The organism is Streptomyces sp. NPDC048600, from assembly GCF_055587025.1.
The window spans coordinates 403,606-426,273 of sequence record NZ_JBVJGZ010000003.1 but is presented as its reverse complement, the minus strand read 5'-3'; the positions used below and the strand labels follow the sequence as shown (position 1 = coordinate 426,273).

General features: G+C 72.5%; 16 protein-coding genes. 15 read left to right on the top strand and 1 reads right to left on the bottom strand.

Annotated features, from left to right (window positions below; all coding sequences use genetic code 11):
• Nucleotides 1-11 precede the first annotated feature (11 nt).
• The 15 genes from ACZ6SQ_RS06095 (at nucleotide 12) to ACZ6SQ_RS06025 (ending at nucleotide 21,529) form a co-directional block, all read left to right on the top strand.
• Entirely contained in the window at nucleotides 12-1,463 is a 1,452-nt protein-coding gene (locus tag ACZ6SQ_RS06095) for an FGGY family carbohydrate kinase (RefSeq protein WP_469557154.1), read from the top strand.
• Nucleotides 1,464-1,589: 126 nt separating this feature from the next.
• A complete protein-coding gene (locus ACZ6SQ_RS06090) occupies nucleotides 1,590-3,323 on the top strand; it encodes an ABC transporter ATP-binding protein (RefSeq protein ID WP_469557152.1) in 1,734 nt (577 codons plus the stop codon).
• Nucleotides 3,323-5,251, top strand: coding sequence for an ABC transporter ATP-binding protein (locus tag ACZ6SQ_RS06085; RefSeq protein ID WP_469557150.1), 1,929 nt, complete (start codon nucleotides 3,323-3,325; stop codon nucleotides 5,249-5,251). The genes ACZ6SQ_RS06090 and ACZ6SQ_RS06085 overlap by 1 nt, the downstream gene beginning before the upstream one ends.
• Nucleotides 5,252-5,596: 345 nt before the next feature.
• The gene (locus ACZ6SQ_RS06080; protein ID WP_469557148.1) at nucleotides 5,597-6,004 is read left to right on the top strand and encodes a YegP family protein; all 408 of its coding nucleotides are present in this window, start codon (nucleotides 5,597-5,599) and stop codon (nucleotides 6,002-6,004) included.
• An 8-nt stretch (nucleotides 6,005-6,012) separates the two neighbouring features.
• On the top strand, nucleotides 6,013-7,041 hold the full coding sequence (pstC, locus tag ACZ6SQ_RS06075) for a phosphate ABC transporter permease subunit PstC (protein WP_469557146.1): 1,029 nt from the start codon (nucleotides 6,013-6,015) through the stop codon (nucleotides 7,039-7,041).
• A 3-nt stretch (nucleotides 7,042-7,044) separates the two neighbouring features.
• Nucleotides 7,045-8,283 carry a phosphate ABC transporter permease PstA gene (pstA, locus tag ACZ6SQ_RS06070; RefSeq protein ID WP_469557144.1) on the top strand — a complete coding sequence of 413 codons (1,239 nt, stop codon included), beginning with the start codon at nucleotides 7,045-7,047 and terminating at the stop codon, nucleotides 8,281-8,283.
• Between the two features lie 49 nt (nucleotides 8,284-8,332).
• On the top strand, nucleotides 8,333-10,078 hold the full coding sequence (gene pstS / locus ACZ6SQ_RS06065; protein WP_469557142.1) for a phosphate ABC transporter substrate-binding protein PstS: 1,746 nt from the start codon (nucleotides 8,333-8,335) through the stop codon (nucleotides 10,076-10,078).
• Complete coding sequence (locus tag ACZ6SQ_RS06060) at nucleotides 10,075-12,663, top strand: hypothetical protein (RefSeq protein WP_469557140.1); 2,589 nt, start codon at nucleotides 10,075-10,077, stop codon at nucleotides 12,661-12,663. The genes pstS and ACZ6SQ_RS06060 overlap by 4 nt, the downstream gene beginning before the upstream one ends.
• A 114-nt stretch (nucleotides 12,664-12,777) precedes the next feature.
• Nucleotides 12,778-13,749, top strand: a complete 972-nt coding sequence (locus ACZ6SQ_RS06055) for a hypothetical protein (protein WP_469557138.1) — start codon at nucleotides 12,778-12,780, stop codon at nucleotides 13,747-13,749.
• Between the two features lie 34 nt (nucleotides 13,750-13,783).
• Nucleotides 13,784-15,358, top strand: a complete 1,575-nt coding sequence (locus tag ACZ6SQ_RS06050; RefSeq protein WP_469557136.1) for an Ig-like domain repeat protein — start codon at nucleotides 13,784-13,786, stop codon at nucleotides 15,356-15,358.
• 131 nt (nucleotides 15,359-15,489) lie between these two features.
• Complete coding sequence (locus ACZ6SQ_RS06045; RefSeq protein WP_469557134.1) at nucleotides 15,490-17,337, top strand: hypothetical protein; 1,848 nt, start codon at nucleotides 15,490-15,492, stop codon at nucleotides 17,335-17,337.
• Nucleotides 17,338-17,387: 50 nt separating this feature from the next.
• Nucleotides 17,388-18,317: a hypothetical protein gene (locus ACZ6SQ_RS06040; RefSeq protein ID WP_469557132.1), complete on the top strand. Its 930-nt coding sequence runs from the start codon at nucleotides 17,388-17,390 to the stop codon at nucleotides 18,315-18,317.
• 93 nt (nucleotides 18,318-18,410) lie between these two features.
• Nucleotides 18,411-19,709 carry an Ig-like domain-containing protein gene (locus tag ACZ6SQ_RS06035; RefSeq protein WP_469557131.1) on the top strand — a complete coding sequence of 433 codons (1,299 nt, stop codon included), beginning with the start codon at nucleotides 18,411-18,413 and terminating at the stop codon, nucleotides 19,707-19,709.
• The gene (locus tag ACZ6SQ_RS06030; RefSeq protein ID WP_469557129.1) at nucleotides 19,706-20,650 is read left to right on the top strand and encodes a sortase; all 945 of its coding nucleotides are present in this window, start codon (nucleotides 19,706-19,708) and stop codon (nucleotides 20,648-20,650) included. The genes ACZ6SQ_RS06035 and ACZ6SQ_RS06030 overlap by 4 nt, the downstream gene beginning before the upstream one ends.
• A 99-nt stretch (nucleotides 20,651-20,749) precedes the next feature.
• Nucleotides 20,750-21,529 carry a phosphate ABC transporter ATP-binding protein gene (locus tag ACZ6SQ_RS06025; protein WP_469557228.1) on the top strand — a complete coding sequence of 260 codons (780 nt, stop codon included), beginning with the start codon at nucleotides 20,750-20,752 and terminating at the stop codon, nucleotides 21,527-21,529.
• 14 nt (nucleotides 21,530-21,543) lie between these two features.
• On the opposite strand, the gene ACZ6SQ_RS06020 is transcribed toward ACZ6SQ_RS06025, so the two are convergent.
• Nucleotides 21,544-22,581, bottom strand: a complete 1,038-nt coding sequence (locus ACZ6SQ_RS06020; protein WP_469557127.1) for a rod shape-determining protein — start codon at nucleotides 22,579-22,581, stop codon at nucleotides 21,544-21,546.
• Nucleotides 22,582-22,668: the final 87 nt, after the last annotated feature.

Genomic DNA, 22,668 nt, shown 5'->3' with positions numbered 1-22,668 from the left:
AAATCTCACTCATGGGGATAGTCGCCGGGTTGGACAGCTCACCCGATTTCACGCGCATCGTGGTCTGTGACACGGACACCGGGTCGGTACTGAGGCAGGGGTACGCCCCTCACCCGGTGGAGGGCGCCGATGACACACGCCCCAGTGACGTGGACCCGCAGGTCTGGCTGCTCTCCCTCGGTGAGGCGGCCGGCGGCGGGCTGCTGGAGGGCGTCCAGGCCATCGGCGTCTCCTCGCAGGCCAACGCCGTGGTCCCGCTGGACACGCAGGGCGGCACCGTGCGCCCGGCGATGGTCGGCGGCGACAAGCGCGCCCAGGTCGCCGCCGCGGACCTGACCGACGCGCTCGGCGGCCGCGAGGCATGGTCGCAGGCGGTGGGCAGTGTCCCCACCGCCGCGCAGGCGATCACCAAACTGCGCTGGCTCCAGAGGAGCGAGCCGGACAACGCGCTGCGCACCGCCGGGCTGATGCAGGCCCACGACTGGCTGGTCTGGCAGCTGCTGGGCCGTCCGGCGCGCCGGACGACCGACCGGGGCGGGGCCTCCGGGACCGGCTACTGGTCGGCGGCGACCGGCGCCTACCGGCCCGATCTGGTGGAGCTGGCGCTCGGTCACCAGGTGATGCTGCCCGAGGTGATCGGGCCCGCCGAGGCGGCCGGCACCACGCCGGAGGGCCTGCTGATCTCGGCCGGGACCGGCGAGACCATGGCCGCCGCGTTCGGGCTGGGCGTGGGGTTCGGCGACGCCGTCGTGTCGCTGGGCGCGTCCGGCTCGGTGATGGCCGTGCACCCCGAGCCGCTGCACGACGCCACCGGGATGATCACCTCGCTGGCCGACGCGACCGGGATGCATCTGCCGGTGGTGACCACCCTGAACGCCGTACGGGCCCTGCGGGGCACCGCCGAGCTGCTCGGGCTGCCCGATCTCGAGGCTCTGTCCGACCTGGCGATGAAGTCGACGCCCGGCGCGCACGGGCTGGTGCTGCTGCCCTATCTGGAGGGCGAGCGCACCCCGCATCTGCCGCACACCGCCGGGACCCTGGCGGGCCTCAGGCGCGAGGCGATGCGCCCGGAGCACCTGGCGCGGGCGGCCTTCGAGGGCATGCTGTGCGGGCTCGCCGACGCCCTGGACGTGCTGCGCGGCCGGGGCGTGGAGGTGCGGCGGATCTTCCTGCTGGGCCCCGCCGCCGAGCTGCCCGCGGTGCAGGCGGCCGCGCCCGCGCTGTTCGGGGCACGGGTCGTGGTGCCGCAGCCGGCCGACTACGCCGCGATCGGCGCCGCCCGGCAGGCCGCCTGGGCCCTCGGTGTGTCGCAGGGCACACTCGACCCGCGCACCCCGCCGCCGTGGCAGGGCGCGGCCGGCCAGGTGCTCGACCCGGGCGACGACCTGGCCGTGGGACAGGCGGTGCGCCAGCAGTTCGTGTCGGTGCGGGAGCAGACGCATCCCGGGGCGTTCCGGCAGTAAGGGACGGACCGCGGCGCGCCGGGACATTAATCGGTTGAGGTAACGCGGGTGCGGTGTTCGACGATAGGGGCCAGGGGCAACCATTCGCCCCCATCGCCGGACCCCGCCGACTCCGAGAGAAGCGACGTGCTCATACGACTTCTGCGGACCTATCTCAGTCCCTACCGCAAACCCATCGCCCTGCTGGTGCTGCTCCAGTTCCTCCAGACGTGCGCCACCCTCTACCTGCCCACCCTCAACGCGGACATCATCGACAACGGTGTCGTCCACGGGGACACGGGCTACATCCTCGGCTTCGGCGCGCTCATGATCGCCATCTCGATGGTCCAGATCGTGTGCAACATCGGCGCCGTCCACTACGGCGCCCGCACGGCCGCCGCGCTCGGCCGGGACGTGCGCGCCGCCGTCTTCGAGCGCGTCCAGTCCTTCTCCTCGCGCGAGCTCGGCCACTTCGGCGCCCCCTCGCTGATCACCCGGACGACCAACGACGTCCAGCAGGTGCAGATGCTGGCCCTGATGGCGTTCACGCTGCTCGCGTCGGCGCCGATCATGTGCGTCGGCGGCATCGTGATGGCCCTCGGCCTGGACGTGCCGCTGTCCGCCGTGCTGATCGCGGTGGTGCCGGTGCTCGGCATCTGCGTGACGCTGATCGTGCGGGCGCTGCGGCCGCTGTTCCGGTCCATGCAGGAGCGGCTGGACACGGTGAACCGGGTGCTGCGCGAGCAGATCACCGGCAACCGCGTCATCCGCGCCTTCGTCCGCGACGAGTACGAGCAGCAGCGGTTCCGGAAGTCCAACACCGAGCTGACCGAGATGTCGCTGGGCACCGGCCGGCTGCTCGCGCTGATGTTCCCCATCGTGATGACGGTGGTGAACCTGTCGTCGATCGCGGTGGTGTGGTTCGGCGCGCACCGCATCGACAGCGGCGGCATGGAGATCGGCGATCTGACGGCGTTCCTCGCCTATCTGATGCAGATCGTGATGTCCGTGATGATGGCCACCTTCATGTTCATGATGGTGCCGCGCGCCGAGGTCTGTGCCGAGCGCGTCCAGGAGGTCCTGGACACCGAGAGCAGTGTGGTGCCGCCGGCGGACCCGGTGCGCGAGCTGCGCCGGCACGGGCATCTGGAGATCCGTGGCGCCGGGTTCCGCTACCCGGGCGCCGAGGAGCCGGTGCTCAGGAATGTCGACCTGGTGGCCCGGCCGGGCCAGACCACGGCCGTGATCGGCTCGACCGGCAGCGGCAAGTCCACCCTGCTGGGGCTGGTGCCGCGGCTGTTCGACGTCACCGAGGGCCGGGTGCTGGTCGACGGGGAGGACGTGGCCGGGGTGGACCCGCAGGTGCTGGCGCGGGTGGTCGGCCTCGTGCCGCAGAAGCCGTACCTGTTCGCGGGCACGGTCGCGACGAATCTGCGCTACGGCGATCCGGACGCCACCGACGCGGAGCTGTGGCAGGCGCTGGATGTGGCGCAGGCCAAGGAGTTCGTGGAGGCGCTGGAGGGCGGTCTGGACGCGCCGATCGCGCAGGGCGGCACCAATGTCTCCGGCGGTCAGCGTCAGCGCCTGGCGATCGCCCGCACCCTGGTGCAGCGCCCGGAGATCTATCTGTTCGACGACTCCTTCTCGGCGCTCGACTACTCCACCGACGCCGCCCTGCGGGCCGCGCTGTCCCGGGAGACGGCCGAGGCGACCGTGGTGATCGTGGCCCAGCGGGTGGCGACCATCCGGGACGCGGACCGGATCGTCGTGCTGGACGAGGGCCGCGTGGTCGGTGAGGGCCGCCACCACGAGCTGATGGCGGACAACGAGACCTACCGGGAGATCGTGCTCTCCCAGCTGACGGAAGCGGAGGCCGCCTGATGGCCGGGCCCATGGGGCGGATGATGGCCGGCGGCGGCCCCGACCAGCGCTCGCTGGACTTCAAGGGGTCGTTCAAGCGGCTCGTCGGGCAGTTCCGCCCGGAACGGCTGACGATCGGTCTGCTGCTGCTGTGCGTGATCGTCAGCGTGGGGCTGTCGGTGGCCGGTCCGAAGATCCTCGGCACGGCCACCGACCTGGTGTTCGCGGGACTGGTCGGGCGGGAGATGGAGCCCGGGCAGACCAAGGAGCAGGTCCTCGACGGGATGCGCGAGCGTGGCGACGGCGAGGTCGCCGACATGCTGGGCGGCACCGACTTCACCCCCGGCGAGGGCATCGACTTCACCGCCGTCGGGCATGTGCTGCTGATCGCGCTCGGGGTGTTCCTGGCCGCCGGCCTGCTGATGGCGGTGGCGACGCGGCTGGTCAACCGGTCGGTCAACAACACCATGTTCCGGATGCGCGAGGATGTGCAGACGAAGCTGTCCCGGCTGCCGCTGTCGTACTTCGACAAGAGCCGGCGCGGTGAGGTGCTCAGCCGGGCCACCAACGACATCGACAACATCGGGCAGACCCTCCAGCAGTCGATGGGACAGCTGATCAACTCGGTGCTCACCGTCATCGGCGTACTGGCGATGATGTTCTGGGTGTCCTGGATACTGGCGCTGGTCGCGCTGGTGACCGTCCCGCTGTCGTTCGTCGTGGCGACCCGGGTCGGCAAACGGTCGCAGCCGCACTTCGTGCAGCAGTGGCGGACCACGGGCCAGCTGAACGCGCACATCGAGGAGATGTACACCGGCCACACGCTGGTGAAGGTGTTCGGTCGGCAGCAGGAGTCGGCGAAGCAGTTCGCCGAGCAGAACGAGGCGCTGTACGAGGCCGGGTTCAAGGCGCAGTTCAACAGCGGGATCATGCAGCCGCTGATGATGTTCGTGTCGAACATCAACTATGTGCTGGTGGCGGTGGTCGGCGGTCTGCGGGTGGCGTCCGGCTCCCTCTCGATCGGCGACGTGCAGGCGTTCATCCAGTACTCCCGCCAGTTCTCCATGCCGCTGACGCAGATCGCGTCGATGGCGAACCTCGTGCAGTCGGGCGTCGCCTCCGCCGAGCGGGTCTTCGAACTGCTGGACGCGCCGGAGCAGTCGGCGGACCCGGTGGCGGGCGGGCGGCCGCAGGAGCTGCGCGGGCGGGTCGCGCTGGAGGAGGTCTCCTTCCGCTACGACCCCGACAAGCCGCTCATCGAGGACCTGTCGCTGAAGGTCGAGCCGGGGCAGACGGTCGCGATCGTCGGGCCGACCGGCGCGGGCAAGACCACGCTGGTCAACCTGCTGATGCGGTTCTACGAGGTGTCCGGCGGGCGGATCACCCTCGACGGCGCCGACATCGCCGGGATGTCCCGCGACGACCTGCGGTCCGCCATCGGCATGGTCCTCCAGGACACCTGGCTGTTCGGCGGCACGATCGCGGAGAACATCGCGTACGGGGCCTCGCGGGAGGTCACCCGCGGTGAGGTCGAGGAGGCCGCCCGGGCGGCCCACGCGGACCGTTTCATCCGCACGCTCCCGGACGGCTACGACACGGTGATCGACGACGAGGGCACGGGCGTCAGCGCGGGCGAGAAGCAGCTCGTCACCATCGCCCGGGCCTTCCTCTCCGACCCGGTGATCCTGGTCCTGGACGAGGCGACGTCCTCGGTGGACACCCGCACGGAGGTCCTCATCCAGAAGGCCATGTCCAAACTCGCCCACGGCCGCACGTCCTTCGTCATCGCCCACCGCCTCTCCACGATCCGCGACGCCGACACGATCCTGGTCATGGAGAACGGCTCGATCGTCGAACAGGGCGCCCACGCGGACCTGCTGTCCGCCGACGGAGCGTACGCCCGCCTGTACAAGGCCCAGTTCGCGGAGGCGGTGGCGGAGGTCGACTAGCCGGTACCAGGGCCGTTCCCGGCCCTGCCACCTCACCCGGATCCCCCGGCGCGGCACGCCCGCGCCGGGGGATTCCCATGTCCGGGCGCTGTCGGGTGAGGTGGGTGGGGTTCGGGCCGCTCTCCTCGGAATCTCCACAAGCAGCGAACCCCCTCGTTCATCTCACCTGCGTTCGGCCTTCACTCATCTGTGGGCTCAGCTCGTACACAGGTCCGGGACTCTCAGTGCGCTTTGGGCTGTTCTTCGCCGGTGGCGGAAAACAGTCCCTGGGGCGACAGGGAGGGGGTGGTTTCCATGGTTCCGTCGCGTTTTCTGTACGTCGTGCGCGGGGCGCAGCGAAGACCCGTGGGGACGGGGGAGGGTGATCGCGTCGGCTGGCGGCTCGTCGGCTCCAACCATCGTGAGCTGGGCCGCAGTGCCGAGATGTACGCCGGGTTCGCCGAGTGCCGGGCCGCGCTGCTGACGCTGCGCGAGCGGATCGGGGACGCCCGGGTGCTGCTGACGACCACGGAGTCGGCCGGTGGCTGGAGTTGGCGCCTGGAGATCGACGGCCGTGCCGCCGCGAACGCCGGACGGCCGTACCAGCGGCAGCGGGACTGCCAGTACAACCTCGGGCAGTTCCTGAACGCGGTCCCGGTGGCGGAGCTCACCGAGCCGACGCCGCCCCGGGCGAAGGACGAACGAGCGGTCCGGGCCCGGGCCGCCGCCGAGGACCGCGGTGTCACGCGCCGCGCCGGATCGGGTGTGAGATGAGCGTTGTCATGCCCAGGCTTGGGTCCTCGCCCGAGCCCGGACCGGAAGCCGGCCCCGCCGACGACGCGCGGCGGGTCTCACCCGGCCGCGTCGAGCCGGTGGACCGCGTCTTCCAGGGCCTGCTGCGCGGCAGCGGGGCCGGAGTACTGGCGATCATGCTGCTGGTCGGCGTGTTCCTCACCTACCGCGCGGGGCAGGCGCTGCGCGTGGCCCAGTGGGACTTCATCACCACCGAGGCGTGGGAGCCGGACTCGCACAACTTCGGCATCGCCGCCGTCCTGAGCGGCACGGTTCTGATCGGCGTGACGGCGATTCTCTTCGCGCTGCCGCTGGCGCTCGGCACCGCGCTGTACATCTCGGAGTACGCGCCGCGGAAGCTGAAGCGGACCCTGATCAGCCTGGTCGACCTGATGGCCGCCGTGCCCAGCGTGGTGTTCGGCCTGTGGGGCCTGTTCCTGTTCCAGGGGGAGGTGACCGGGGTCTCCCGCTGGATCTCCACCTACTTCGCCTGGATCCCGGTCTTCCAGGTGGACGGGGCCGACCCGGGCGACCCGCTCCAGACGGCCACCGCCTACACCTCCTCGACCTTCATCGCGGGCATGGTCGTGGCCCTGATGGTCACGCCGATCGCCTGCTCGGTGATGCGCGAGACGTTCTCCCAGGCGCCCCAGGGCGAGCGGGAGGGCGCGCTGGCGCTGGGCTCGACCCGGTGGGGCATGATCCGCGCGGTGGTCCTGCCGTACGGCCGCGGAGGCATCATCGGCGGCACCATGCTCGGCCTCGGCCGGGCGCTGGGCGAGACGATCGCGATCTTCATGATCATCTCGCCGGTGTTCAAGATCCAGTGGCACGTCCTGGAGAACGGCGCCAACTCCGTCTCCTCGCTGATCGCCCTGCGCTACGGCTCGTCCAGCGGCTTCGGCATGTCGGCCCTGATGGCCGCCGGCCTCGCCCTGTTCGTCCTGACCCTCGTCGTCAACTTCATCGCGTCCTCGATCGCGGCCCGCAGCCGCTCGGGCGCCGGCGCGGAGGCCTGAACCATGACCACCGACGTCCTCGAACAGCCCGCGACCGTGCTGCCCGTCGCCGAGAACGGCCCGGAGACGCGCCGCTCCACCTCGACCGTGCACGCCTCCGACCTGCTCGCCCTGGCCGGCGCCGCCGCCGGCTCGCTCGCCCTGACCGCGCTGCTGTTCGTCCGGGTCGCCCCGTTCGACTCGGTCCTCGGCTTCATCGTCGTCGCGTACCTGTGCTTCCTCGGCCTTTACGCCACCCTCGTCTCCTTCGACGAGGACGGGCCGGCCGTGCGCGACAAGGTCGCCGCCGTCGTCTGGCAGAGCCTCGCCCTGCTGCTGCTCACCGCGCTGGTGATGGTGGTGGCGTTCACCCTGTGGCGCGGCCGCTCGGCGCTGGTGCACCTCAACTTCTTCACCGAGGACATGTCCAGCACCGGCCCGCTGGAGCCGCTCACCAAGGGCGGCATGGTCCACGCGATCGTCGGCACGCTGTGGCAGATCGCCGTCTCGCTGCTGGTCACCGTCCCGCTCGGCCTGTCGTGCGCGGTGTTCCTCAACGAGGTGCCCGGACGCTACGCGCGTTTCGTGCGCACCATCGTCGAGGCGATGACCGCCCTGCCCTCGATCGTCGCCGGTCTGTTCATCTACGCCACGGTGATCCTGATGCTGGGCTTCGACAAGTCCGGCTTCGCCGCAGCCCTCGCGCTCAGCGTGATGATGCTGCCGATCATCATCCGCGCCGCCGACGTGGTGCTGAGGCTGGTCCCCGGCTCCCTGCGCGAGGCGTCCTACGCCCTCGGCGCGAGCCGCTGGCGCACGGTGTGGACGGTGGTGCTGCCCACCGCCCGCTCGGGCCTGACCACCGCCGTGATCCTCGGCACCGCCCGCGGCATCGGCGAGACCTCGCCCGTGCTGCTCACCTCCGGTGTCAACGCAGGCCTGAACGCCGACCCGTTCAACGGCCCCCAGATCTCGCTGCCGCTGGCCACCTTCGACCTGGTGCGCTCGCCGCAGCCCAGCTTCATCGTCCGGGGGTTCGGCACCGCCGCGCTCCTCATGGCCCTCGTCCTGCTGCTGTTCGTGCTGGCCCGCGTGGTCGGCGGGCGCGGCCCCGGCGAACTGACCCGCGGTCAGCGCCACCGCCGCGTACTGGCCTCCCGGCGCGACGTCGAGCGCATGTCCGCGCGCGCCCGGCGCCCCCACCCGCCCACCGGCGCACGGCACCGGCCGGCCGCCGACCGGTCCGGACCGAACCCGGCGTAACCCGCCGCCCGCACACACCCGCGACATCACCGACCAGGAGTTCCCCGTTATGCCCGGATCACCTCCGGCCACGTCCACCCACGTCCGTACGCGGGCCGTCACCGCGCTCGTGCTGCTCGCCGCCCTGTTCTTCGGCGCCCTGCCCGCGCACGCGGCGACCTATGTGCCGATCTCGGGCGCGGGCTCCACCTGGAGCCAGAACGCGATCGACCAGTGGCGGGCCAACGTCAAGCAGTACGGCATGAACCTGACCTACAACGGCACGGGTTCCTCCGACGGCCGCAACCAGTTCCGCAACGGCACCGTGGACTACGCCGTCTCCGAGATCCCGTACGGCATCAAGGACTCCGGGGTCGTCGACAACCCGCCCGCGCGCAAGTACGCCTACATGCCGATCGTGGCCGGCGGTACGTCGTTCATGTACAACCTGACCATCGGCAACAGGCGGGTCACCAACCTGCGGCTGTCCGGCGACGTGATCGCCAAGATGTTCACCGGTCAGATCAAGACCTGGAACGACCCGGCCATCAAGGCCGACAACCCGGGGCTCGCCGCCGCGCTGCCCGCCCGCCGGGTGGTGCCCGTGGTCCGCTCCGACGGCTCCGGCACGACCGCGCAGTTCACCACCTGGATGAGCAAGCAGTACCAGGGTCTGTGGGACGACTACTGCCGCCGCGCGGGCCGCACCACGCCCTGCGGTGCCACGTCCAACTACCCCGTCGTCTCCGGCAGCGGCTTCGTCGGCCAGTCCGGCTCCAACGGTGTCTCCGGTTACGTCTCCCAGCCCGGCAACGTCGGCACCATCACCTACGTCGAGTACTCCTACGCCGTCTACACGACCAGGTTCCCGGTCGCCAAGGTGCTGAACAGGAGCGGGTACTACGTCGAGCCGACCGCGAAGAACGTGGCGGTGGCGCTGCTGAAGGCGCGCATCGACCAGAACCCCCGCTCGCCGAAGTACCTGACCCAGATCCTCGACGACGTCTACAACAGCAGCGACCCGCGCTCCTACCCGCTGTCCAGCTACAGCTACATGATCATTCCGACCAGGGTCGAGCAGAATTTCAACCCCCAGAAGGGCAAGACGCTCGGCGCCTTCGCCTACTACGTCCTGTGCGAGGGTCAGCGCAAGGTGGACAGCCTCGGCTACTCGCCGCTGCCGATCAACCTCGTGCAGGCGGGCCTGGACCAGGTCCGCAAGGTTCCCGGCGTCGACACACAGCGGATCGACATCAAGAAGTGCAACAACCCCACCTTCTCCAGCGACGGCAGCAACACCCTCGCCAAGACGGCTCCGTACCCCAAGTCCTGTGACAAGCGCGGCTCCAGCCAGTGCGCGACCGGCACGGGCGGTGCCCTGGACCCGACCCAGGTCGGCGGCGGCTCCAGTGGCTCGACGGGCGGCTCGACCGGCGGCAGCGGCGGCACCGGCGGCACGGGCGGCGGCAACGGCTCCGGCTCGGGCGGTTCCGGCACCGGCGGCGCGGGAACCGGCGGCGGAGGCGCGGGCACCACGGGCGGCGGCACCGGCGCGGACAGCGGCGGCACCGCGGCCTCCGGCGGGACCGGCGGCGCGACGGTCGACCCCGACACCGGCCAGGTCATCGGCGCCGACGGCGGCGCGGCGGCCGGCGGCACCGGTGTGGACGCCTTCGCCGTGCCCGTCAGCACCTCCCGCAGCATCAGCTCGGGCACCCGCACGGCCCTCATGGCGGTGGCCGGCGTGCTGCTGGTCGCCCTCACGGTCGGGCCCCCGCTGCTCGGGCGGCGGCTGAGGCGGGGCGGGCGCGCATGATCTCCGCAGTCCGCAGGTCCGCCGTGTTCGGCGCGGCGTGCCGCTTCCTCACCACGTCCACGGCCGTGGCGGTCACCCTGTGCTCCGTGATCGGCGTCACCGTGCTGGTCTCGGCGCCCGCCCCCGCGGAGGCGGCGGGCACCTCCTCCGAGGTGACCGTCTCGGGCAAGGGCGACTTCGCGAACCTGAAGGTGACGGTCAGCCAGACCCGCAACCTGGTCAACCAGGTCGTCAAGGTGTCCTGGAAGGGCGCCGCCCAGACGATCTCGCCCTCCGACTACTCCGCGAACTACCTCCAGATCATGCAGTGCTGGGGCGACGGCAGCGGTGGCCCCGACCCCCGGCAGTGCCAGTTCGGCGGCTCGTCGGACTTCGGCTCGGGCGCCGGCGGCCAGACGGCCGGAGCCTTCACCAACTCCCGCCAGCTCAGCTACGGCAGCGGGCTGAAGGACCCCGGGCAGGAGCTGCCGCCCCCTTCCCCGACGGGCCTGTCCTTCATGCCGTTCCGCTCGGTCTCCGGGGACGTGTTCAGCACGCCCGGCTCGAACGACTTCTTCGACGGCAACACCACCAACGAGGTCCCCTACGCCCGCAGCGGCCCCAGCGGCAGGGGCGAGGTGTGGTTCGAGGCCCAGACCGGCATGGAGGCCCCCGGCCTGGGCTGCGGCGAGAAGGTCGCCGGGTCGTCCACGGTGGGACGCAAGTGCTGGCTGGTCGTCGTGCCGCGCAACGACAAGGAGGTCGACGGCACCTCGTACACCACCCAGTCCGGCGGCATGCTCCAGTCGTCGCCGCTCAGCGCGAGCAACTGGAAGCACCGTCTCGTCGTACCGCTGCAGTTCGAGCGGATCGGCACCTTCTGCCCGCTGGGCGCGCAGGAGCGGGCCACGCTCGGCACCGAGATCGTCCGCGAGGCCGTGGAGCGCTGGCAGCCCGCGATGTGCACCAAGGCGGGCAGGACCATCTACTCCTACTCCTCCGTCACCGACGACACCGCCCGCGGGCAGCTGACGCAGGGCGAGGAACAGAGCCTGGTGTTCTTCGGCCGCCCGCCCGACCGCGGCACGGTGCCCGCCGACCGGCGCCCGGTCTACGCCCCCGTCTCCCTGTCGGGTCTGTCCTTCGGCTTCTTCATCGAGAGCCACGCGGGGTTCAACGCCCCCGACGAGGTCGCCTCCCGCAACGGCACCCGGCTGCGGTCGCTGAACCTCACCGCGCGCCTGGTCGCCAAGCTGCTCACCGAGTCGTACCAGGACGGCAACTCCCGCCTGGCGGAGAGCACCCGGAAGAACCCCTTCAACCTCGGCCACGACCCCGAGTTCCTGAAGTACAACCCAGGCTTCGAGGACCTCCTCTTCGTCGGCGCCCTCGGCGACGTGCTCGTGCCCCAGCCGGTGTCCGACGCGACCTGGGCACTGTGGGAGTGGGTGAAGAGCGACCCGGCGGCCGCCGAGTTCCTGGCCGGCACCCCCGACAACGAGGGCAGCCACGGCGACCCCGCCTTCTCGGGCATGAAGCTGAACCCGGCCTACGAGGGCATGACCCTGCCGCGCAGCGAGTTCCCCAAGAGCGACCCGTTCTGCCAGCAGTTCGAGGACCATCCGGAGCAACCGCTGTGCATCCAGGACAAGCACCCCTACGCCGGCGACCTGCACGTCGCGGCCCGCGCCGCCGCGCGCGGCGACACCCTGGCCCGCACCAACTGGGATGCCACCTCCACCCCGCCCGGCTACAAGAAGGAGCCGCTCCAGCCCGCGGGCAAGCGGGCCATGCTGGCCCTCACCGACTCGGCGACCGCCGCCCGCTACGGCCTGGTCACGGCGAGGCTCCAGAACGCGGCCGGTGAGTTCGTCGCCCCCGACAACCGCGGGCTGCTGGCCGCCCAGGCGGCCATGAAGCCCAGTGGCGTCCCCGGATTCCTGGTCGCCGACCCCACCACCAGGAGCCGGGCCGCCTACCCGCTCACCCAGCTCGTCTACGCCGCGACCGTCCCCGAACTGCTCGACAGGAAAGCGGCCGGCGAGTACGCCGCCCTGCTGAGGTACGGGGTCGGCGACGGACAGATTCCCGGCGTGGCGGCGGGCACCCTCCCCGAGGGCTACGCCCCCCTGCCCGGCGCGCTGCGCACCCAGACCCGCGAGGCCGCCGACGCGATCGTGCGCCGGGCCGGGGCCGAGGCGCCCAACAAGCCGACCACCGGCAGCGACTCCTCCGGCGGCAACGGCGGTTCGGGCGGCGACAGCGGCGGCACCGGTGGAGGCGGTCCGGCCGGCGGAACGGGCCCCGGCGGCGGGCCGGCCGACGGCGCCGGGAACCCGAGCACCTCGCCGTCCGCCACCGAGAGCGCCGCGAGCGGCGGCCCCTCCGGGAATCCGTCCACCACACCGGCGGCGGCCGCGGGCAGCCCGCTGCTGCGAACCCCCGCCTGGGCGCTCGGCGCTGTGCGCTACGCCCTCCTGATCGCCCTCGTCGCCGGCCTCGCCGCCGCCGTCTGCGGTCCCCTCCTGCCGAGGGCCGTACCGCGACTGGCCCTGGCCGTGGCCGACTGGCGCAGGGACCGACAGTCAGCCGTCCGAAAGAGGTGATGCCCGGCCCGATCCACCGACAGGTCCGCGCCAACGAACTGTCCTGAACCACCGCGCCGGGCATCACCGCCCGGCAAAGCCTAGTCGAGAGGTATCAAGCAAGTGAACAAGAGAATGGCCGCAGTTGCCGCCGTGGGTCTCGCCGGCCTCGTCACTGGCACCCTCAGCGTCTCGCAGGCCTCGGCCGACCCGTCCGGCCCGCCGCAGTACCGTCAGCTGGCCGGTGTCGGTTCCGACACCACGCAGGACGTCATGAACGGCCTGGCCAACGCGATCACCATCGGCGGCCAGAAGGTCATCGGCTCCTACGACGCCACGGGCTCCGCCACCATCACCACCAAGGCCACGGGCTGCAGCATGGCCCGTCCGAACGGCTCGGGTGCGGGCCGTACCGCCCTGGTGAACTCCCTGGGAGCCGCCAACGGCTGCCTGGACTTCTCCCGCTCCTCCAGCCTGAACCTGGCGGCCACCGCCAACGGCCTGACCTATGTGCCGTTCGCCGTGGACGCGGTGACCTACGCGATCACGCCGTCGTCGGTCGTGCCGCGCAAGCTCTCCAAGACCGACCTCACGGCCATCTACCACTGCGACCCCAACTACGTGGGCACCGGCCCGAACTACGACGTGACCCCCCTGCTGCCGCAGGCCGGTTCCGGCACCCGCAGCTTCTGGCTGGGCCAGGTCGGCCTCACCGAGGGCGACATCACCTCGGGCAACTACCCCTGCGTCAAGGACAACAAGAACGGCCCGGTGCAGGAGCACGACGGCCGTGTCGTCGACGACAAGTCGATCGTCCCGTTCTCCATCGCGCAGTACAACTCGCAGGCGTCGCAGACCATCGCCGACCTCCGTGGCCGCGCGATCCTCGGCACGATCGACGACAAGGCGCCGAACGTGCTGAACAGCGACTTCGCGATCAAGCGCGACGTCTACAACGTGATCCCGACGTCCAAGCTCACCACGGCCCCGTGGAGCACGGTCTTCGTCGGCGGCAACTCCCTGGTCTGCCAGCAGCCCGCGGTGATCAACACCTACGGCTTCGCGACCAGCCCGCAGTGCGGCGACACCTCCAAGCAGACCCCCTGACTTCTGAGAACTTCGTAAGAAGGAGAGCACGACAGTGCTGAAGAAGACCCTCTCGCGGGCGCTGGCGGGCGGCATCGCGGGTGCCCTCGCCGTGCTGGCCGGCGGCATCGTCGCGGCTCCGGCCGCGCAGGCCGCCGAGATCGGCACCGCCGAGGTCACCCCGGCCACCGGTGCGGACACCAGCGGTATCTCCCTGACCACGTCGGCGGCCTGCCCGGCCAATGCCACCAACGTCATCGTCTCGGTGACGGGCACCGGCTTCCCGGCCGGCGGCCAGAACGTGGTCGGCAACTCGCCGATCGGCAGCTACGGCACCGCGCCCAGCGGTGGTCTGATCATCCCGCTGACCTCCACGATGCGGGACTACGCCAACACGGCGGGCTTCACGAACCTGACCGGCAAGTACACCTTCAAGGTCACCTGCCGCACCGCGTTCAACGCCACCAGCCTCGGCGACTTCCCGGCCTCGATCTGGTTCACGTCCAACACGACGTACCAGAACTCCGACCCGGCCGCGGTCACCGACACCACCACCTCCCTCGCGGTCTCCCCGGCCTCGCCGGTCACCGCGGGCACCCCGGTCACCCTGACCGCGACCGTCGCCCCGGCGGCCGCGGGCGGCCAGGTCCAGTTCCGTGACAACGGCCAGGCCCTCGGCAACCCGGTCACCGTCGCCGGCGGCCAGGCCCAGCTCGTCACCAGCGCCCTGGGCGCGGGCAGCCACCAGCTGACCGCGGTCTTCACCCCGGCCGGCGCCGGCTACAACGGCTCCACCTCCGCCGCCGTCGCCTACACCGTCGAGGCCGCCCCTGCGACCCAGACCACCACGGCGCTCGCGGTCTCCCCGGCCGGTACGGCCACCAGGTTCAGCCCGGTCTCCATGACGGCCTCGGTGTCGCCCGCCTCGGCGGCCGGCTCCGTCAGGTTCCAGGACACCGTGGGCGGCACCACCTCCACCCTGGGCACCGTCCAGGTCGTGGGCGGCCAGGCCTCCTTCACCACCAGCAGCCTCGGTGAGGGCGACCACTCCTTCACGGCCGTGTTCGTCCCCGCGGACACCGCCGCCCACCTCGGCTCCACCTCCGGTGCCGTCCCCTACGTGATCGGCGCCTTCCAGGGTGTCACCGCGTCCGAGGACATCACCACCACGGTCGAGGCCGGTGCCCTGGTCATCAGCGTCGACAACCCGCACGTGACGCTGCCCTCGCCGCAGCTGAACAGCAACGGGGACCTGCTCTCCACCGCGGGCGCCATCAACCCGGTCACCCTCACGGACACCCGTGCCGGCAACCCGGGCTGGAGCGTCAGCGGCCAGGTCACCGACTTCTCCGACGGTGGCTCGCACCTGATCAACGGCCAGAACCTCGGCTGGTCCCCGAAGCTGATCGACAAGGGCGCGTCCCAGACGGTCACCCCGGGTGCCGCGGTCGCCGCCGCGCACGGTGTCGCCCCCGGCGACGCCGGTTCGGCCGGTCTGAAGTCGTCCCGCTCGCTGGCCAACGGCACCGGTCTGGGCACCGCCCACCTCGGCGCCGACCTGGCCCTCGACGCGCCGACCTCGACCGTGGCCGGTACCTACACCGCCACGCTCACCCTCACGGCCATCTGACCCTCACCGGATGGCCGGGGGCGAACACCTCACCCCCTGAGGACATCGCCCGGGCCGGGACGGACGGCACTTCCGTCCCGGCCCACCCCCGCTCCACCGGCCAGGCCCCAGCCGAGAACGGACGATCCGACATGATCACCAGCACCGCCCGCCGCATCGCCGCCGTCCTGGCCGCCTGCGTCCTCGCGGTCCTGCCGGCCGCCGGTGCGTCGGCCGCGGCGCCGGACGCCGTACCGGACGACGCGGGACGTGCGGGCGAGGGACGCGTCACGTTCGGCGTCCAGCCCTCGGCCGCCAAGAAACCCGACGCCCGCCCGAACTTCTCCTACGGCGCCACCCCCGGCGCCCGCGTCCTGGACCACATCGCGGTCGTCAACTACAGCAGGAAGCCGCTGACCCTGCGGGTCTACGCCCAGGACGCGTTCACCACCGCCGACGGCGGTTTCGACCTCTTCGCCGCCAAGCACAGGCCCGACGACGTCGGCTCCTGGATCCGGCTGCGCGAGAACCGGGTGAAGGTCCCCGCCCGCGGCCGCGCGATCGTGCCCTTCACGATGACCGTCCCCGCGAAGGCGACCCCCGGCGACCACGTCGGCGGCATCGTCGCCTCCCTGTCGGCGGGCACCAAGGACGCCAAGGGCAACGACGTCGCCCTCGACCAGCGCGTCGGCGCGCGCGTCTACCTCCGGGTGGCCGGCGAGCTCTCGCCCCGGCTGTCCGTCGAGAACCTGCGCACCGGGTACCACGGCGACGCCAACCCCTTCGGCACGGGCGACGCGACGGTGACGTACACCGTCCGCAACACCGGCAACGTACGGCTGGCGGCCCGTCAGAAGGTCGAGGTCCGCGACGGACTGGGCGGCTCGGCGAAGGTCGGCAAGGTGCCCGCCCTGCCCGAGCTGCTGCCCGGCGACTCCGTGACGTTCCGGACGACCGCCACCGGCGTGCTGCCCGCCTTCCGCGACAGGACGACGGTCACCGTCGACCCGCTGCCCGTGAAGGGCGACATCGAGCACCGCGTCCTGCCGCGCGTCACCCGCACCGAGGCCTTCACCGCCGTGCCCTGGGCCTTCCTCGGCCTGCTGCTCGCGCTCGCGCTGCTCACCGCCGCGCTGCTGCTGCGCCGCAGCCGGCGCCGCCGGGCCGCCCGGGCCCCGCTCGCGCCCGTCGGCGGCCGCACCCGGGAGGCCGTCGGTCTCGCCGCCGCCGCGCTGCTCGCCGCGACCATGATCGTCGCCGGTACGCCCGGCGACGCACGGGCTGCGGACGGCGGCAAGCTCGGCGTCACCCCCGCCGAGGGCAGCGACACCCAGCCCATCACCCTCACCGCGGCCGCGCCCTGCCCGGCGAGGACCAAGAACGTCATCGCCCGCGTCAAGGGCGCGGGCTTCCCGCGCGAGGGCCAGATCGTCGTCGGCAACGCCCCGATCACCACCTACGGACAGGCCCCCGGCGGCGGCCCGGCCATCCCGCTCACCTTCACCCTGCGGGACTACGCCACCACGGCCGGCTTCACCGACCTGCGCGGCACCTACACCTTCACCGTCAGCTGCCTCGAGGCCCCCTTCGAGCTGGACGGCATCAAGGACTTCACCGGTTCGCTGACCTTCCGGCAGGGGAAGGCCGGCAAGGCGTACGAGAACGGCACCGAGGTCGCGCCGCCCAGGACCCCCGCGCCCGCTCCGTCGGCCGGCGCAGCCACCGGCGGCCGGGCCGGCGGCACCACCCCGGCCCCGGGCACCGGCGCGACCGGGGCGCAGGGGCAGCAGCCCCAGCAGTCGGGCGCCATCCCGGTACCCGGCTCCGTCCCGCCCGGCGGCGACGTCGCCGCGCAGGGCGCGGCACAGCCCCAGGCCGCCGCCACGGCCTCCGACAGCGGCCCGAGCGCATGGTCCCTGGCCGGATTCGGCGTGTTCGCGCTGGCCCTGGCGGCGGGCGCCGCCCTGTGGCTGCGCGGACGCCGGACCCCGGCCGAGTGACCGCGCACCCACCACCCACCGACCGAACCACTGCCTAGGAGAGAAACCCCGTGTCCCTCACAGCTCGCACACCCCGGATGTCCAGGGCGGCCGCGACCCGCGTCGGCTCGCTGATCGCCGCCGTCGGCACGGCGGGGCTGCTCGTCACGGCCGCGACCGCCGTGCAGGCCTCGGCCGCGGAGGCGCAGGTCTCGCTCGGCACGCTGGGCGTCGTCCCGAAGACGGGCACGAACACGTCGGGCATGACGCTGAACACCTCGGCCGCCTGCCCGGCCGCCGCGACCAACGTGATCGTCAGGGTGACGGGCACGGGCTTCCCCGCCGAGGGCCAGATCGTGGTCGGCAACTCGCCTGTCAGCGCCTACCCGGCGAACGAGGCGGGCGGCTACCAGGTGCCGCTGACCTCGACCATGCAGGACTACGCGAAGATCGCCGGCTTCGAGAACCTGAAGGGCCGCTACGACTTCACCCTGACCTGCCGCGAGGCCTTCGGCAGCGACACCCACGGCGACTTCGGCGGGTCGGTCTGGTTCACCTCCACCACCGCGTACCAGGACTCCGACCCGTCCGGGGCGACCGGCGACCCCACCCCGTCGAACACCACCAGCACCACCCCGAGCGGCTCGGCCACGCCGACCGACACCGGTGAGCCCACGGACACCGGCGAGCCCACGGACACCGGCGAGCCCACCGACACGGGTGAGCCGACCGACACCGGCTTCCCCACCGACGACACCACGCCGCCCACCGACGACACGACCACGGACGGCGGCGACGGCTCCCAGGACATCTCCACCGAGGTCGACGGCGGTGCCTCCGGCGGCGGTTCGGGCGGCGGCGGTGGCTCGCTAGCGGCCACCGGCAGCAACGCGGTCGGCCTCGGCGCGCTGTCGGCCGCGATGGTCCTGGGCGGCCTCTACCTGGTCCGCCGCTCCCGTCCCCGCGAGGACTTCCCCGGCACCGGCGGCACGCACCTCTGAGTCCGGCACCCCGGCCCACCAGGGCATCTGCCGGTGGGCCGGGGGCCCGGCACCGCGACAACGCCCAGACAACCACTGGAGAGACGACACACCATGCATGCCAAGGCTGTACGCCGCCCCCTGGCGGCCACCCTCGTGACCGTGCTCGCCGCCGGTGCGCTCGCACTCGGCACGAGCGGCGCCGAGGCCGACCCCATCGGCTCGATGGAGGTGACTCCGCACTCCGGTTCGGACACCCAGGGCATGTCGCTGACCACGTCGGCGGCCTGCCCCGCACCGGCCACCAACGTCATCGTCGGGGTCAAGGGCCAGGGCTTCCCCGCCGAGGGCCAGGTCGTGGTCGGCAACTCGCCGATCAGCGCCTACGCCGGGGCTCCGAGCGGCGGCATCGTGGTGCCGCTGACCTCGACCATGCGCGACTACGCCAGCACCGCCGGGTTCGACACCCTGGCCGGCCGCTACGACTTCACGCTCACCTGCCGCGGCGCCTTCGGCTCGGCGACCTACGGCGAGTTCACCGCGCCGATCTGGTTCACCGGCAACACCGCCTACCAGGACACCGCGCCCGCCGCGGCCACCACCACGGCCCTCGCCGCGAGCCCCGCCACCGAGGTCGTCGAGGGCAAGCCGGTCACCCTCACCGCCACCGTCGCCCCGGCCGCCGCCACGGGCACCGTCCAGTTCCGGGACAACGGCCAGGCGCTCGGCGGCCCCGTCACCGTCACCGCCGGCAAGGCCGCCCTGACCACCAGCACCCTCGCCGTCGGCACCCACAAGCTGAAGGCCGCCTTCACCCCGGCCGACCCGGCGTACGGCGCCTCGGAGTCCGTGGAACTGACCTACAAGGTCAAGATCAAGCCCCCGGCGGTCGTCTCGGCGGCCAAGGTGACCGGCACGGTCAAGGTCGCCTCGACGGTCACCTGCGCGGTGACCTTCAACGGCGCGAGCTCGGTGGCGTACTCCTGGCTGCGGGACGGCACCACCATCAGCGGCGCCACCGCGCGCACCCGCAAGCTGACCTCCGCCGACTACAAGCACAGGATCGCCTGCCGGGCCAAGGGCACCAACAGCACCGGCAGCACCACCTCCACCAGCCCGCAGGTCGGCCCGGTCGCCGTCGGCCCGGCGCTGAAGAACGTCGTCAAGCCGTCGATCTCCGGCACCCACCGGGTCGGCTACAAGCAGACCGCCAGGCCGGGCAGCTGGTCGCCCAGCGCCACCTCGTACACCTACCAGTGGCTGCGCGACGGCCGGGCGATCAGCGGCGCCACCCGCTCCACCTACATCGCCACCCGATCCGACCGCGGCCACAAGCTCACCGTCAGGGTGAAGGCCAAGCGCACCGCCTACTCCACCGGCACCGCCACCTCCGCCGCGGTGAAGATCGGATGACGGCACCCACCACCGCCCCGGCCGGGCCCGGGGCAGCCGACCGCACGTCGGCTCCCCTGCCCGGCCGGGACCGGCCCGCACGCCGCCCGGCGGCCGGCCCCGGCCTGCGCGTCGCCGGGGCCGCGCTGAGCATCCTGGCCGCGCTGCTCCTCGGCCTCGTCGCCGACGCCGGCCTGTTCGGTGATCTGCGCCAGTCCCGCGACCGGCAGGTCGACCACGCCGCGCTGCGGCTCGCCCTGGCCAACGGCACCGCGCCGATCGGGCGTTCCGCGGGCGGCGGCACGGTCCCCGCGCCCGGTGACCTGGTGGCGCTCCTGGAGATCCCCGCGCTGGATCTGCGCGAGGTCGTCCGCGAGGGCACCACCGCCGACGACCTGGCGCGCGGCCCCGGCCACCGCCGGGACACCCCGCTGCCCGGCCAGTCCGGCACCAGCGTCGTCCTGGGCCGCCAGGCCACCTACGGCGGTCCGTTCCGGCACCTCGACGAGCTGAACACCGGCGACACGTTCACCGTCACCACCGGCCAGGGCAGGCACACCTACAAGGTGATCGGCCCGCGCCGGGCCGGCGACCCGCAGCCGCCCCCGCCGGAGAACGGCCGCGGCCGCATCACGCTCGTCACGGCCGACGGCACCCCGTTCATGCCTCGCGGCATCCTGCGCGTGGACGCCGACCTGGTCTCCGACGTGCAGCCCACCCCGGCCCCCGCCGTCGCCGCCGGCGCGCTGCCGGAGGACGAGAAGCCGATGGCGCTCGGACAGTCCGCCTGGCTCGCGCTGGTGCTGTGGGGACAGGCGCTCGTGCTGGCCGCCGCCGCCCTCGCCTGGGCGCACGCCCGCTGGGGCAGGCCGCACACCTGGGTCGTCGGTGTACCGCTGCTCAGCGCGCTCGGCCTGGCGGTCGCCGACCGGGCGCTCATGCTCCTGCCCAACCTGCTGTGACGACTGTTGAGTTCACCCGCTGATGAAGGACACGCCGTGACCGACCAGACAACCCAGACCGAGACCACGCTGCCCCTCCCGACGGTCCCGGCGCCCGTGGTGACCGGCGCGACGCTCGACGCCCGCCGCATCTCGGCCTGGTTCGGCGACCACAAGGTGCTCGACCGGGTGTCGCTGACCATGCCCGCCGGCCTGGTCACGGCCCTCATCGGCCCCTCCGGCTGCGGCAAGTCGACGTTCCTGCGCATCCTCAACCGTATGCACGAACTCGTCCCCGCCGCCTCCCTGTCCGGCGAGGTCCTGGTCGACGGCCAGGACATCTACGCCGCCGGGCAGCGGCTCACCGAGGCCCGCCGCAAGGTCGGCATGGTCTTCCAGAAGCCGAACCCGTTCCCCGCGATGTCGATCTACGACAACGTCACCTCCGGCCTGAAGCTCACCGGTCTCCGGCTCGGCTCCGAGGCCAAGGACGACCTGGTGGAGGAGTGCCTCACCAAGGGCGGCCTGTGGAAGGAGGTCAGGGACCGGCTCCGGCAGCCCGGCGGCGCGCTGTCCGGCGGCCAGCAGCAGCGGCTGTGCATCGCCCGCTCCCTCGCGGTGCGGCCCAAGGTGCTGCTGATGGACGAGCCCTGCTCGGCCCTGGACCCGACCTCGACCCGCCGGATCGAGGAGACCATCCGGGAACTGGCCCACGAGGTGACCATCGTCATCGTCACCCACAACATGCAGCAGGCCGCCCGGGTCTCCGACCAGTGCGCCTTCTTCCTCGCGGAGCAGGGCACCCCGGGCGCGATCGTCGAGCACGGCGCCACCGGGGCGATGTTCTCCACGCCGCAGGATCCGCGCACGGCGGACTACGTGGAGGGGCGCTTCGGCTGACGGGGCGGGGGTGCTCAGGAGCCCAGCGGGTCCAGTTCCAGGGGCTGGATCCGGCCCTCCAGCATGGTGCCGAGACCCTGCACCGCGCAGATGTCGGGGCGTTCGGCGATGTGCACCGGCATGCCGGTGGCCTGGCGCAGCATCTGGTCGAGGCCGGGGAGCAGGGCGCTGCCGCCGACCATCATGATGCCGCGGTCGGCGAGATCGGCCACCAGGTCGGGCGGGCAGTCGCGCAGCACCTTGCCGATGCCGTCGAGGACGGCCGTCAGCAGGGTCTGGATCGCGTCGCGCACGGCGGCGGTGTCGACCTGCACGGAGCGGGCCAGGCCGGTGGCGACGTCCCGGCCGTGGATCTCCGTGGAGGCCGGGCCCTGCGCGGTCAGGCCGTTCCCGGACAGGGCGAGCTGGAGCGGCCGCACCGACTGGCTCGGCAGCATCAGCTCGTGCTCGTGCCGCAGGTGCTGGACGATCGCGTGGTCCACGGCCTCGCCGCCGACCGGGATGCGCTCGGCGGTGACGATCGAGCCGAGGGAGAGCACGGCGACCTGGGTGGCCGCCGCCCCGCAGTCCAGCACCATGGTCGCCTCCGGCTGCTCGACCGGGAGGCCGCAGCCGACGGCCGTGGCGATCAGCGTGTCGACCAGTTCGACGCGGCGCGCCCCGAGGCCGACCAGGGTCTCGATGGTGGCGCGCCGGGCCAGCGGGTCCGCGTCGTGCGGGGTGCACGCGGCCGCCCGCAGCCGGGGCCTGCGGCGCAGCGAGCGGCGGATCTTGTCGCCGAGCAGATGGCGCAGCATCCGCTGGGCCATCTCGATGTCGACGACCGTGCCGCCGGAGACGGGGCGTACGACCCGGATGTAGCTGGGGGTGCGGCCCGTCATCTTCTCGGCGAACTCGCCGACCGCGATCAGTGCGCCGGTGCGGGTGTTGACGGCGGCGGCGGAGGGCTGGTCCACGACGAGCCCGGCGCCCTTGACGTACACCCGCGTCCGCGCCGCGCCGAGGTCGACGGCGAAGTGGCAGCGGCGCAACTGCTCCAGACTGGCGGTCATTGGCTGGTCCTCCCGAGAGCGCAGACCGTGGGGCGCCGCCCTGGTGACTGGCGGGCCTCGCTTGCCGCCCGCCGGGTGGCGGGCCGT

Excerpts from the sequence above, each read along its gene's own strand:
- ACZ6SQ_RS06095 (WP_469557154.1), top strand. The coding sequence starts at position 12 with ATGGGGATAGTCGCCGGGTTGGACAGCTCACCCGATTTCACGCGCATC.
- ACZ6SQ_RS06085 (WP_469557150.1), top strand. The coding sequence starts at position 3,323 with ATGGCCGGGCCCATGGGGCGGATGATGGCCGGCGGCGGCCCCGACCAG.
- pstC (WP_469557146.1), top strand. The coding sequence starts at position 6,013 with ATGCCCAGGCTTGGGTCCTCGCCCGAGCCCGGACCGGAAGCCGGCCCC.
- pstA (WP_469557144.1), top strand. The coding sequence starts at position 7,045 with ATGACCACCGACGTCCTCGAACAGCCCGCGACCGTGCTGCCCGTCGCC.
- pstS (WP_469557142.1), top strand. The coding sequence starts at position 8,333 with ATGCCCGGATCACCTCCGGCCACGTCCACCCACGTCCGTACGCGGGCC.
- ACZ6SQ_RS06060 (WP_469557140.1), top strand. The coding sequence starts at position 10,075 with ATGATCTCCGCAGTCCGCAGGTCCGCCGTGTTCGGCGCGGCGTGCCGC.
- ACZ6SQ_RS06055 (WP_469557138.1), top strand. The coding sequence starts at position 12,778 with ATGGCCGCAGTTGCCGCCGTGGGTCTCGCCGGCCTCGTCACTGGCACC.
- ACZ6SQ_RS06045 (WP_469557134.1), top strand. The coding sequence starts at position 15,490 with ATGATCACCAGCACCGCCCGCCGCATCGCCGCCGTCCTGGCCGCCTGC.
- ACZ6SQ_RS06035 (WP_469557131.1), top strand. The coding sequence starts at position 18,411 with ATGCATGCCAAGGCTGTACGCCGCCCCCTGGCGGCCACCCTCGTGACC.
- ACZ6SQ_RS06030 (WP_469557129.1), top strand. The coding sequence starts at position 19,706 with ATGACGGCACCCACCACCGCCCCGGCCGGGCCCGGGGCAGCCGACCGC.
- ACZ6SQ_RS06020 (WP_469557127.1), bottom strand. The coding sequence starts at position 22,581 with ATGACCGCCAGTCTGGAGCAGTTGCGCCGCTGCCACTTCGCCGTCGAC.